Origin of the sequence: Segatella maculosa DSM 19339 = JCM 15638 (assembly GCF_000382385.1) — a bacterium.
Taxonomy (GTDB): domain Bacteria; phylum Bacteroidota; class Bacteroidia; order Bacteroidales; family Bacteroidaceae; genus Prevotella; species Prevotella maculosa.
In genome coordinates this window covers 257441-270358 of the sequence record NZ_KB908321.1, presented here as the reverse complement: position 1 = coordinate 270358, position 12918 = coordinate 257441, and the positions used below count along the sequence as shown (strand labels likewise).

Sequence of the window (12918 nt, the reverse complement as noted above, 5' to 3'; positions counted from 1 at the left end):
ACACATGCAGGCCGCATGATTTGAATTCATGTTGCCTGCATGAGGTTTGATGTGAACTGCGGAACTTAGTCGATGCCGTTCACTTTGTGCGAGCCTTCGCTGATGACGACGGGGTAGACTTCGGGTGCGTGGCCGTATTTGGCTGCGAACTTGGTCTTTGCATCGGCGATGAACTTGTCGTAGAGCTCGTCTTTCACGAGGTTGATGGTGCAACCTCCGAAGCCGCCGCCCATGATACGGCTTCCTGTCACGCCGTTCTCGCGGGCAAGGTCGTTGAGGAAATCGAGTTCTTCGCACGACACTTCGTATTCCTTGCTCAAACCCTCGTGGGTTTCATACATCTTCTGGCCTACGGTCTCGTAGTCGCCTCGTTCGAGTGCATCGCAGACGGCGAGCACGCGGTCTTTCTCTCCCAGAACGAAGTGGGCACGCTTGTAGTCTTCTTCGCCAACTTCGGCCCTCACTTCTTCCAACTGTTCCCATGTGCAGTCGCGCAATGTCTCGAACTTTGCTTCCGGATGCTTTGCCGCAATGTGCTTGACAACGTTCTCGCAGCTGTTCCGGCGGTCGTTATAGGGGCTTCCTGCCAGTTCGTGCTTCACCTTCGAGTTAATCAGCACGAGCTTGTAGCCTTGCGGATTGAAGGGGAAGTATTCGAATTCGCGGCTGCGGCAGTCTAAGCGCATCAGCTTTCCTTCTTGTCCGAAGACGCTGGCAAATTGGTCCATGATGCCACACATTACGCCGACATACTTGTGTTCGGTGGCCTGTCCGGCAAGCACCATGTCCCATTTCGACACTTTGTTGTTGCCGAAGAGGTCGTTCAATGCAAAAGCAAAGCAACTCTCGAGGGCTGCGCTCGAAGACATGCCTGCACCGAGCGGCACGTCGCCATAGAATGCTGCGTTGAAGCCCTTGACATCTACGCCGAGGCTCTTCATCTCTTGCACGATGCCATAGATATAACGTGCCCAGCTTGCACGTGGGCCTTGCGGGTCGTCGACCTTGAACTCTACGCGGTCTTTAAGGTCGATGGAGTAGAGCATGATGGTGTTTGTGCCGTTGGGGCGGACTTCGGCCATGATGCCTTTGTCTACTGCACCGGGGAAGACGAAACCGCCGTTGTAGTCGGTGTGTTCGCCAATGAGATTAATTCTGCCGGGAGACATGTAGATGTTTCCGGTCTTACCGTCGAAATGCTTGATGAAGCGACTTCTTACTTTTTCAATATCCATAAGTTGATAGGTTTTGGTTGTGTTTCTGGTTTGAAAGTATAAAGCCCCGACCTGTTGTACAGGTGAGGGGCTTTTCAATGTGAATGTTTAGTCTACGGGGATATCCTTATTGACGTTCTTGCTTCCGATTAATGCATAGTAGCACATGAAAGCCAACGCAACGAGAGGAACGATGTAGGAGAACAGATAGCTTGAATGGTCGGCGATGAAGTTCTGTGCCAAAGGCAGAAGGCCTCCGCCTACAACCATCATCATGAAGATACCTGAGGCTGCTGCTGAATATTTACCCAAGCCTTCTGTGGCAAGATTGAAGATGCAGCTCCACATGACAGATGTGCAAAGTCCGCAGAGCACCAATAACAGTGCAGCGATAGGCACTACGACCATCTTGAATGTCGTACCCGTGAAAACTGGCATGGAAACGGTAGAGGACTTACCGAGGAGCATCGCTAAAATGATGAATGCCATGCCGGCAACGGTTGTGACAATCATCATCGAACGGCTCGATACCCTGCCTCCTATGAAACTGGCGATAAACCGGCCGACAAGCATGAGGAACCAATAAGTTCCGGCAACAAAGCCTCCGATAGCGGCTGCATTCTCCATTAGGCCTGCACCATTAGCAGAAGTATCGCTGATGTAGAAGTTCAAAGTTCCGGGAATACCAATCTCAACACCCACATAGACGAAGATGGCTATGGTGCCTAATACGAAATGGCGGAATGCCCATGGACTATGTTCGAAAACGGTATCGCTCGTTGTCTTTCCCATTTCAGGGTCGGCAATCGGGATAAAGAACAAGACTACGAAAGCGGTTGCAAATACACCCAGCGCAATGAAGAGGACCATGTTGACATTGGCCATCTTCGTAGTGGCTGTAACGGTTCCGATAAGTGCGCCCACGAGCATGGGCGTCAAGGTTCCTGCCAATGAGTTAAGCGTTCCACCGATGAGGTTCAGCTGATTACCACGGTTTCCTCCGCCACCAAGTAGGTTGAGCATCGGGTTTACAACCGTGTTGAGAATGCAGACTGCGAAGCCGCTGATGAATGCTCCAAACAGATAGACGGCAAAGCCGCTTACGTCGGCACCAAACTTACCAGAGATGAACTGGATAAGCACACCGACAAAGCCGGTGGCAATACCGGTGAGAGCCGTGTTCTTGTAGCCAATCTTGGTGAGCAACTTACCGGCAGGGATACCCATGAAGAGGTAAGCAAGGAAGTTCATTGCATTTCCCAGCATACCAATCATGTTTTCACTTCCTGTTCCTTGGAACACGTTTTTCCAGATTACACCGATAGGGGCTGCCAGATTGGTTACGAACGAAATCATCGCAAAGAGAAACATCATTGTGATGATGGCAATGATGTTTCCTTGTTGTTTTGTGTTATTTTCCATTGATTTATATAAATTATTTGTTTATTCCAAACTTATAAATGGTTTTTTGTTTATATTGCTCACCCGGGTTCAATACGACTGACGGGAAATAAGGACGATTTGGGCTGTCGGGGAAGTGCTGTGCTTCGAAGCAGATACCAGATCGATAAGGATAAGTCGCACCATGAGTTCCCTTGATGCCATTCTCAAAGTTGCCTGTATAAAGTTGTACACCGGGTTCCGTGGTATACATTTCCATAGTGCGGCCGCTCTTCGGCTCTGTTATTCTTGCGGCAAAGCTCAACTCGCCTTCTTCTTTCTTGTTGAGCACGTAACAGTGGTCGTAGCCTGAACCGTTTTTTAACTGCTCGTTGTCTTCGTTGATACGCTTCCCTATGGACATCGGTGTTCGGAAATCGAAAGGAGTATCTTCAACTTTCAGTATTTCCCCTGTCGGAATACTCGTTTTATCAATAGGTAGGTAGAAGTCGGCATTGATTTCACATTCTAAATTGTCAACAGTGGGAGTAGGGTTAGCAATACCGGCTAAAGAAAAGAATGCGTGGTGTGTTAGGTTGATAATCGTTTTTTTGTTAGTGCAAGCCAAATAATCTATCACCAACTCATTATCGTCATTGAATGTATAGATGACTGTTGTTTTTAATTCTCCGGAGAAGCCCTCTTCACCGTATGCAGAAACATAATGAAGCACCAGTGAACGGTCATTCATCAATTCGGCATCCCAAACTTTAATGTTAAAGCCTTTTATGCCACCATGTAATGAGTTGGGGCCATTGTTGATAGGTAGGCAGTATTCTTTACCATGTAATTGAAATTTTCCATTGGCTATGCGATTTCCAAAGCGTCCGATTAAACGGCTTAAATAAGGTTCTGGAGAGTTTATTACATCATTGATATTATCATGTCCTTGAATGATATTAGCATATTTACCATCTCTGTCGGGTACCATGATTGCAACTATCGCTCCTCCATAATTCGTGATTGCAACTTCATTACCCAATGCATTGCGGAGGACATACAAATCGGTTCTCTTCCCGTTAATTGTGGTCTGAAAGTCCTCACGTTTCAGGCCACAGATGTTTTCATTTGGAATTGTGCTCATAATATCTTTAAGTTTTTAGTTAGTCATATCTTATTGCAAAGTAAATAAAAAGTTACGAATTCCACAAATGAAATAACAAAAACTTTCACCTATTTACTTATTTTCTAATATTTTAAAGATCATGATGGGGAAGTTCGTGCAGCGCTCTATCCTATGCGAGTTCGATATGAACCCCATGGAGAAAAAAACAGGAAAAACTGCGTCTCTGAAGCATCGGATTAACGGAAAGCAAAAAAGGAACACTCGTCCAACGGCTCGGAAGATAGTAAAACAAAAAAGGAACGCTTGTCCGACGGCTCAGATGGGAGCTAAATAGAAAAAGAACTGTTATCCGAGGCCTCAGATGTGAAATTAATTAACGGAAAATGCTATCCGAGGTCTCGGATGTGAAATTAATTAACAGAAAGCGTTATCTGAGGCCCCAGATGCGAAATTAATTAACGGAAAACACTATCCGAGACCTCGGATGTAAAATTAATTAACAGAAAACGCTATCCGAGGCCTCGGATGGAAGAAAAAGAAAGCTTAAACTGTTTTCCGAGGGCTCGGACGATAAAAAATATAAAAAGGAACTGTTGTCCGACGCCGTAGAACCATCGGGTGGATTCTTTTACCCCGAGCTATGCTCTACCATCGTGAGGGTGGCATTGCCGTCCTTTTGTCGACAATCAAGCTAATAGTCGAAAGTAAATCTGCTACAATATAACTTGAACCTCCGATGAAAACAAAATCTTCTCGGTCAGCTTCTGAAAGTGCTTGATAGTAGGCATCAATTACATGATTATATATTCTGCCCGTTAATCTATATTTTTGTGCTATCATGGAAATCTTTTCTGCCGGTATAGAACGCTTTGAAGTAGATTGTGTCCAGTAATAAACGGCAGTTTTAGGAAGCATGCTCATCACAGCGTTAACATCCTTATCATCAACCATACCGAACACAATCCTAAGCGTTTTACATGGCTGTGAGTTTATCTGTGGTGCCAAATATTGCCAAGCACCGACATTGTGTCCGGTATCGCATATGGTTCTCGGTGTGTTGTTTATCTTCATCCATCGCCCCATCAGGTGGGTTAGCTCGCTCACATGCCCCAAAGCGCTGATGGTATCGCTAAGATCGATTCCTTGCTCTTTTAATACATTGACGGCAGTTAAAACTGTATTCATGTTTTTCACTTGATAGTTACCGGCAAGTTCCGCATGAAAGCGGCCAAAGTGCTTTGTGTTATAGCTTCGCATGCCATTTTTATCTATTTTGCTACTGATGACTTCCATATTGTCTTGGGCAAAAAAGATGGGACTATGCATTTCTGTGGCTTTTTTATGAAATACGGGACGTGTTTCCATGGTATATTCTCCTATAATAACAGGGACACCTTCCTTGATAATACCGGCCTTTTCGTAAGCTATTTTGGCAAGCGTGTCACCTAAGAATTGAACATGATCCAGACTGATATTTGTGATGAGGGATAGAATGGGGGTGATGATGTTGGTACAATCGAGTCTTCCCCCAAGTCCCACCTCAATTATTGCAATATCAACTCGCTGTTCTGCAAAATACTTAAAGGCCAGTGCTGTTGTCAATTCAAAGAAACTTGGATGGAGAGGCTCAAAGAAACTACGTTCTTTCTCCACGAAGTCAATAACGGAGTCTTCACAGATACACTGCCCATCAACTCTGATTCGCTCACGAAAATCAATAATATGAGGAGAAGTGTAAAGCCCTACCTTATAGCCTTTTTGTTGGAGCATGGCAGCCAAGGAATGTGAACAGGAACCTTTGCCGTTGGTACCTGCTACGTGGATTGTCTTATATGAACGATGTGGATGTCCGAAATGCTCGTCTAAAGCTAAACTGTTATACAGTCCTTCTTTATATGCAGAAGCACCCACATGTTCAAAGACAGGGGTGCTATTGAATAGATATTCTACAGTCTCGGCGTAATTCATCTTCTTAGTTGAAATAGTTTCTGAACTTTTGGAAGATGGTCTGCTTGGTGGTCGCGTCTCCTTTGAAGTTATCACTGTCCTTGAATGCCTCTATGGCTTTCTTCTCATCTTTGTCAAGCGTCTTCGGAATGTAAACACTGATATTGATGACGAGATCGCCCATGCCACTCCCATATCCTTGAATAGCCGGAAGTCCTTTTCCACGTAGTCGGAGCGTCTTTCCGGGCTGTGTACCCGCATCAATCTTGATTTTAACCTTTGTACCTTGAATTGTTGGGATTTCAACCTCGCCGCCGAGAGCAGCTGTTGGGAAGTCGAGTAGCAGGTTATAGATGATGTCTTGCCCATCTCTGACGAAAGTCTCATGAGGTAGTTCTTCTATTAGTACTTGAATATTGCCTGTGATACCATTATGCATTCCTGCGTTCCCTTTTCCCGGAACATTGACAACCATGCCTTGTGCAACGCCGGCCGGTATTTGTATCTCAACGACTTCTTCTCCTTTGACAACACCTGTTCCACCGCATTCCTTACACTTGTTCTTTATAATAGTACCTTCACCGTGACATTGGGGACATTCCGTTTGCGTCTGCATCATACCCAACATGGTGCGAACTGTCTTCATAACAACGCCGCGTCCCCCGCAGTTTGGACAGGTTTCGCTTCCACTTCCGCCCTCTGCACCGCTACCATGGCAGTGTTTGCATTCTATATCTTTTCTTACTTTGAATTTTTTGGTAACGCCAGTGGCTACTTCTTCAAGGGTCAGACTTACTTTCAATCTCAAATCCGCACCACGATATTGGGTTTGTCTTTGCCTTCCGCCAAAACCACCGAAGCCACTGTGACCACCAAAGATATCTCCAAACATGGAGAAAATATCGTCCATATCCATACCACCGCCGAAACCGCCTCCCGCTCCTTGCAAACCGTCGAAGCCAAATTGGTCATATTGTTGGCGCTTCTGCGAATCGTGCAACACCTCGTAAGCCTCTGCCGCTTCCTTGAATCTCTCTTCGGCCTCTTTATCACCGGGGTTTCTATCGGGATGATATTTGATAGCAATCTTTCGGTAAGCTATTTTAATTTCTTCGTCTGTGGCGGTCTTCTGCACACCAAGCACGTCGTAGTAATCTCTTTTTTGAGCCATGTCTGTTCTATACCTTTTATTATTGTCCTACGGCTACCTTTGCATGTCTGATTACCTGATTGTTCATGGTATAGCCCGTCTGAACACAGTCGATAACCTTACCTTTCTTGTCTTCGCCCACTCCCGGAACCATGGCAATAGCTTCGTGATAGTCGGTATTGAAGTCAGCCTCATTGGTTTCAATCTTCTTTACTCCCATTCCTTCAAGTGTCTTCACGAATTTGTTGAAAATCATCTGCATGCCTTCTTTGATAGCAACCGGATCGTCGCTCTTGTCTTCAAGTGCACGCTCAAAGTCGTCAAGTACGGGCAGGATATCTGTTATCGTCTTCTTGCCGCCATTCAAAATGAGTTCTGCCTTTTCTTTATTTGTACGTTTACGGAAGTTGTCGAACTCTGCAATTGTGCGCAGCAATTGATCCTTCAGCTTACTGTTCTCTTCTTTCAAAGCCTCAACCGAGTCTTTGCTTTCTCCCATTTCTTCGGGCTCAACCTCATTGACGGCGTCTTCATTATCCACAGTCTGACGGTCTTCGAGGTTTTCCATCTCTTCAGCCGACGTGTTCTCGTTTAGCTTTATGTCTTCTTCTTTTTTCATTATTATATGTTTTTATTGTGGAATAGGGCAAAATGCATGCCAAAACAATGCCTGAAGCCAATTCAGACATCTCCCGAAAGAAAATGAGACATAGGTTTCAGGCATTCTTTTGTTTAGTTATACATCTTGGCTTTCTGTTCCTTGATGGCATCATCATGGATATATTCATCGTAGGGCATCAGCTTGTCGATAGCTCCGTTTGGTGTGAGTTCGATGATGCGATTGGCTACGGTCTCGATAAACTCATGGTCGTGGCTTGAAAAGAGGATATTGCCTTTGAAAAGCGTCAGATTGTTGTTGAAAGCCTGAATGCTTTCCAAATCGAGATGATTGGTCGGGGTGTCGAGAATCAGACAGTTTGCGTTCTGCAACTGCATGCGAGCTATCATGCAACGCATTTTTTCACCTCCTGAAAGCACATTGACCTTCTTCAACACCTCTTCACCACTGAACAGCATTCTGCCCAGATAGCCTTTCATCATGACTTCGTTACCCACGCCATATTGCCCCAACCAGTCCACAAGGTTCATGTCGCTCTTGAAGAACTCGGTGTTGTCGAGGGGCAGATAAGCCGTGGTGATGGTCACTCCCCACTTATAAGTTCCTGCAGCAGCCTCACGATTACCATTGATAATCTCGAAAAGTGCTGTCATGGCCTTCGGATTGTGACTAAGGAAAACGACTTTCTGTCCTTTTTCAATATTGAAATGAATGTCATCAAAGAGCACTGTACCGTCAGCATCGACAGCCTTGAGTCCTTCCACTTCCAATATCTGATTGCCCGGCTCGCGTTCCATTTGGAAGATGATGCCGGGATATTTGCGACTTGATGGCTTGATTTCCTCAACATTCAGCTTTTCAAGCATCTTTTTGCGCGAGGTGGTCTGCTTGCTCTTCGCTACATTGGCCGAGAAGCGGCGGATGAACTCCTCCAACTGCTTCTTCTTCTCTTCGGCCTTCAGTTTTTGGTTTTGCGCTTGGCGCAACGCCAGCTGCGAACTCTCGTACCAGAACGAATAGTTGCCGGCAAAGACGGTCACTTTTCCGTAGTCAATGTCGATGGTCTGCGTGGAAACGGCATCAAGGAAGTGGCGGTCGTGACTTACGACGAGCACCGTTTGGTTCTCATCAATCTCGGATAGATAGTCCTCCAGCCATTCCACGGTGTCGAGGTCAAGGTCATTGGTAGGCTCATCAAGCAACAGATTGTCTGGTTTTCCAAAGAGAGCCTTGGCCAACATGACGCGCACTTTCTCCGTATTGCTCAACTCGGCCACCATCTTTTGGTGGAGCTCTTCCTTCACGCCCAAGTTCTGCAACAACTGTGCAGCCTCGCTCTCGGCTTCCCAACCGTTCATTTCGGCAAATCTTTCTTCAAGTTCCGCGGCCCGGTTACCGTCTTCCTCGGTCATTTCTTCCTTTGAATAAAGCCGTTCACGCTCTTTCATGTTGTCCCAAAGCGGCTGGTGCCCCATGAGCACGGTATCTATGACACGAAACTCGTCATATTTGAAGTGGTCCTGCTCCAATACCGAGAGACGTTCGCCCGGACCAAGCTCCACGGTCCCGTGGTTCGGCTCCAATTCACCGCTGATGGCACGCAGTAAGGTCGATTTCCCCGCACCGTTGGCTCCGATGACACCGTAGATGTTGCCACGGGTGAACTTGATGTTTACGTCTTTGTAAAGCACTCTCTTTCCAAATTGGACAGCAAGATTTGTTAATGTTATCATTTTTTAGTCTTATTACCTTGTTCATTGAAATTCGCGTGCAAAGGTAAACAAAAAACTTTATATTTCCGATTTATCCATCTTGCACCCCGTTCCATTAGTTCTTTTTAACATAGTCGGTTTATCCTTGCCTCGCGGGATATTGAAGTGAGAGGGGGATGTCACGAGCGTGAGACCCGGGTCTCATGAGCGCGAGACCCGGGTCTCACGAACGCGAGAATGGGATGTAATTGAAATGAGAGGGGAAGGTCAGCCATTGTGCCGTGTGAAATGGCTGAAATCAGGCCGCAATATAGCTGATATTACGAGGCGAAATGGCTGATATTGCAAAGCAAGATGGCTGAGATGGGAAACCCGGTCGGGCGAGGCCGAAAACCACGGTGCAAAGCGGGCTCGTCTTGCGATGGTTTCAACTACTGGACAGAGCAAACGGGGAGGGGGCATAGCACGTGTTCGGCCCCGTAGGCCCACTTGGTGGATTTGCATATTCCGGAAAAAAAGCTTATCTTTGCAAGCCTATGAAATTCAGATGGGTTTACATATTGACGACTCCCTTGTTGCTGATGGGTTGCAATGCGTCGAAGTTCGTCCCGGAGGGTAGTTACCTGCTCGACAAAGTCAGAGTGGAGACCGCCGACAAGTCGCTCGATGCTTCGACGCTTCAGACTTACGTGCGCCAGCAGGGCAACTCTCGCTGGTTCTCGCTCTTCAGAATTCCGCTGGGAACTTACAGTCTGGCGGGCAGAGACTCCACGAAATGGCTCAATCGCATGCTGAAGCATGTCGGCGAGGCACCCGTGGTTTTCGACACATTGCAGGCCCGCCGCTCCATGGACGACCTGACGACGGCCATGCGGAACATGGGGTATATGCACGCACGCACGGAATTGCTGACCCGAATACGGGGGAGGAAGAAGGTCGAAGTCGTCTACCGGCTTTATCCCGGCGAGCCTTATCGCATCGCATCACTGCGCTATGATATTCAGGACAGTGCCATCGCCCACTTGATGGAGGTGCGTAGCGGGCGCGACTGCTTTAAGCCCACGCTGACATCGGGAAGCCGGTTCACGGTGGATGCGCTCAATGCGGAGCGGCGTAACCTGACGAGCTTCCTGCAAAACCACGGATATTATAAGTTTCACAAGGATTTCATTCGATTCAGTGCCGACTCGGCGCGCGACAGCCGCGACATCAATCTCACGCTCCACCTGATGCCGTTCCGGTCCGACGCCTCGCCCGAGCCGCACCCACGTTATGTGGTTGACAGTATTTCGTATGCGAGCGGCGACGACGACGGCCGATTGCATCTGCGCGAGCAGGTGCTGCGCAACGCAACCATGTTCGATGAGAAAAGTCTCTACAGCAGCGAGGCCCTACAAGAAACTTACAACAAATTCTCCAGGCTGCAGGCCGTGAAATACACCAATATCCGTTTCAACGAGCGTCCCGACACGACCGTGCTCGACTGCAGCATTCAAATCAGCACCAACAAGCCCAACACGCTCTCGTTCCAGCCGGAAGGCACGAACACCGCGGGCGATTTGGGAGCGGCTGCCAGTCTGACGTGGGAGAACCGCAACTTCTTCCATGGTTCTGAGCTTCTGACCGTGCGGCTACGCAGCGCCTTTGAAGCAATCACCGGACTTGAGGGTTATCAGAACCAGAACTACGTGGAGTACGGCATTGATGGTCGGTTACAATTCCCGCGCTTTCTGGCTCCCTTCCTTTCGCCTACGTTCAAACGTCGCAGCTTGGCTACGTCCGAGCTTTCGTTAGGCTATAATTCGCAGAACCGCCCGGAGTTCCATCGTCGCGTGTTCTCGGCGGGCTGGCGCTATCGTTGGGCTGAGCCTCGCCATCATATTAATTACAGGGTAGACCTGCTGGACCTGAATTATGTCTATATGCCGTGGATAAGCCCGACGTTTAAGCACGATTACCTCGACAGCCCGAACAACCGCAACGCCATTCTGCGTTACAACTACGAAGATTTATTCATCATGAAGGTTGGGGCCGGATTGACCTACAACGACGGGCAGAACGCACTCCGGGCCAACATCGAAACTGCAGGAAATTTGCTGGACGGGCTGTCGGCCGCCTTTCGTTTCAAGCAGAACGCCAGCGGACAGCACACGCTGTTCAATATTGCCTATGCGCAATACGCAAAGTTCGACGCCGACTATACGCGCTTGCTGAATTTCGACAGCCGCAACACGCTGGCCATGCACGTAGGCCTCGGAATAGCGTGGCCCTACGGAAACAGCACCGTCTTGCCCTTCGAAAAACGATATTTCTCGGGTGGTGCCAACAGCGTGCGCGGTTGGAGCGTGCGCAGCCTCGGCCCCGGAAGTTTCAGAGGCTCGAACGGGCGCATCGACTTCATTAACCAAACGGGAGACATGAAGCTCGACCTGAATCTCGAGTATCGCACTTATCTTTTCTGGAAGTTGAACGGAGCGGCCTTCGTTGATGCCGGGAATATCTGGACGCTGCGCAGCTATGCCGAGCAGCCGGGCGGACAGTTCAAACTCGGCTCGTTCTACAAGCAGATTGCCGTGGCTTACGGCGTCGGACTGCGCCTGAACTTCGATTACTTCGTTCTACGCTTCGACATGGGCATGAAGGCCATCAATCCTGCCTATCGCACGCAGAATGAACACTACGCGCTGCTTCATCCGGCCTTCGGGCGCGATTTCACCTTCCACTTTGCCGTCGGAATGCCTTTCTGACGCATCAGACGAGCTCGTAGACGCCCGTCGGCACTTTTCGCTTGAGCACTTCGACCGTAAAATCGACGCCCGCGACAATCCCATGCGCGCGAAGGACATTCTCCACTGTTTTCTGGGCCAAAACCGGATGATTATTCTCCTCGCTCAGGTGGCACAGCCAAACTTTCCGCAAGGAAGGGGTCGCACACTCGGCGATGACCCTTCCGCAGGCCGCGTTGGCCAGATGACCGTTGGGGCCGAGTATTCGCTCCTTCAGATGTTGCGGATAAGCACCTCCGGCCAGCATTTCTTCGTCGTGGTTGGCCTCAATCACGAGATAATTTGCCTCGCCGACGAAGTTTCTTATCTCCTGCGTGACGTGGCCGATGTCCGTCATGAGTACGAAGACGACCTCGCCGCACACCACCTTATATCCCACGTTGTCCGAGCTGTCGTGAGGCACGTTGAAGGGTGTGATGGCGAACGAACCGAGCAAAAAGGGCGTTCCCTGCTCAATCACCTTGACGTGCCGGGGCTCGACCTTTGTTTTTACACTGTAATTCTGTTCGATGCCCGCATGCACCTTCCGCGTTGCATAGACGTCGATGTCGAAGTCGTGGCTCAGGCTTCCCGCCGACTTAATATGGTCGGCATGGTCGTGCGTAACCAGTAAACTGTTGATATCGGCCAGCCGAAGGCCGTAATCCTTGAAATGTTTCTTCAGCGTGCGGAGCCCCAAGCCGGCGTCTATGAGGATTCCGTCTGTCTCGGTGAACAGACAATAGCAATTACCGCTACTGCCACTGCCGAACGAAATAAATTTCAGCATGTATTTGATGTTTTCCTGCAAAATTATCAAGAAAAGGCGAAATAGCCAAAGGTTTTGTCCGTCTTTCTCGCGAATTAACAGTTTTATAGGTGCGGCTCACTTTCCGCTCCTTTCGAAGGACAGAACGAAGCTATTTTCTGTTCAGAAACGCATGTTTTTCATCAAAAATCGCTGTAAGGCATCAAAAATTTGCAAATTCTGAGCAGAATTTTCCG

The 12918-nt window shown here is 48.4% G+C and carries 9 protein-coding genes; 1 reads left to right on the top strand and 8 read right to left on the bottom strand.

Annotation, left to right across the window (positions count from 1 at the left end; genetic code table 11):
* Positions 1 to 65: 65 nt before the first annotated feature.
* From galK to H164_RS0104735, 7 genes are all read right to left on the bottom strand, one after another.
* Entirely contained in the window at positions 66 to 1235 is a 1170-nt protein-coding gene (galK, locus tag H164_RS0104770; protein ID WP_008566489.1) for a galactokinase, read from the bottom strand.
* An 87-nt stretch (positions 1236 to 1322) separates the two neighbouring features.
* Positions 1323 to 2636, bottom strand: coding sequence for an MFS transporter (locus tag H164_RS0104765; protein WP_019967560.1), 1314 nt, complete (start codon positions 2634 to 2636; stop codon positions 1323 to 1325).
* Positions 2637 to 2649: 13 nt separating this feature from the next.
* Positions 2650 to 3738, bottom strand: a complete 1089-nt coding sequence (locus tag H164_RS0104760; protein WP_019967559.1) for an aldose epimerase family protein — start codon at positions 3736 to 3738, stop codon at positions 2650 to 2652.
* Positions 3739 to 4365: 627 nt separating this feature from the next.
* Positions 4366 to 5688, bottom strand: coding sequence for a bifunctional folylpolyglutamate synthase/dihydrofolate synthase (locus H164_RS0104750; RefSeq protein ID WP_019967557.1), 1323 nt, complete (start codon positions 5686 to 5688; stop codon positions 4366 to 4368).
* Between the two features lie 4 nt (positions 5689 to 5692).
* Complete coding sequence (gene dnaJ / locus H164_RS0104745; protein ID WP_019967556.1) at positions 5693 to 6838, bottom strand: molecular chaperone DnaJ; 1146 nt, start codon at positions 6836 to 6838, stop codon at positions 5693 to 5695.
* A gap of 19 nt (positions 6839 to 6857) precedes the next feature.
* Positions 6858 to 7436, bottom strand: a complete 579-nt coding sequence (locus H164_RS0104740; RefSeq protein ID WP_019967555.1) for a nucleotide exchange factor GrpE — start codon at positions 7434 to 7436, stop codon at positions 6858 to 6860.
* A gap of 113 nt (positions 7437 to 7549) precedes the next feature.
* The gene (locus H164_RS0104735) at positions 7550 to 9169 is read right to left on the bottom strand and encodes an ABC-F family ATP-binding cassette domain-containing protein (protein ID WP_025830005.1); all 1620 of its coding nucleotides are present in this window, start codon (positions 9167 to 9169) and stop codon (positions 7550 to 7552) included.
* Between the two features lie 515 nt (positions 9170 to 9684).
* Here H164_RS0104735 and tamL point away from each other — a divergent pair.
* The gene (gene tamL, locus H164_RS0104730; protein ID WP_019967553.1) at positions 9685 to 11895 is read left to right on the top strand and encodes a translocation and assembly module lipoprotein TamL; all 2211 of its coding nucleotides are present in this window, start codon (positions 9685 to 9687) and stop codon (positions 11893 to 11895) included.
* A gap of 4 nt (positions 11896 to 11899) precedes the next feature.
* Here tamL and H164_RS0104725 read toward each other — a convergent pair whose 3' ends face one another.
* Positions 11900 to 12703 (bottom strand): MBL fold metallo-hydrolase, encoded by an 804-nt coding sequence (locus H164_RS0104725; protein ID WP_019967552.1) that lies wholly within the window; start codon positions 12701 to 12703, stop codon positions 11900 to 11902.
* Between the last annotated feature and the right edge of the window lie 215 nt (positions 12704 to 12918).

Bases quoted from the DNA above. Each gene is read 5' to 3' on its own strand.
- H164_RS0104765 (WP_019967560.1), bottom strand. From the start codon at position 2,636: ATGGAAAATAACACAAAACAACAAGGAAACATCATTGCCATCATCACA.
- H164_RS0104725 (WP_019967552.1), bottom strand. From the start codon at position 12,703: ATGCTGAAATTTATTTCGTTCGGCAGTGGCAGTAGCGGTAATTGCTAT.
- H164_RS0104750 (WP_019967557.1), bottom strand. From the start codon at position 5,688: ATGAATTACGCCGAGACTGTAGAATATCTATTCAATAGCACCCCTGTC.
- H164_RS0104740 (WP_019967555.1), bottom strand. From the start codon at position 7,436: ATGAAAAAAGAAGAAGACATAAAGCTAAACGAGAACACGTCGGCTGAA.
- tamL (WP_019967553.1), top strand. From the start codon at position 9,685: ATGAAATTCAGATGGGTTTACATATTGACGACTCCCTTGTTGCTGATG.
- galK (WP_008566489.1), bottom strand. From the start codon at position 1,235: ATGGATATTGAAAAAGTAAGAAGTCGCTTCATCAAGCATTTCGACGGT.
- H164_RS0104735 (WP_025830005.1), bottom strand. From the start codon at position 9,169: ATGATAACATTAACAAATCTTGCTGTCCAATTTGGAAAGAGAGTGCTT.
- dnaJ (WP_019967556.1), bottom strand. From the start codon at position 6,838: ATGGCTCAAAAAAGAGATTACTACGACGTGCTTGGTGTGCAGAAGACC.
- H164_RS0104760 (WP_019967559.1), bottom strand. From the start codon at position 3,738: ATGAGCACAATTCCAAATGAAAACATCTGTGGCCTGAAACGTGAGGAC.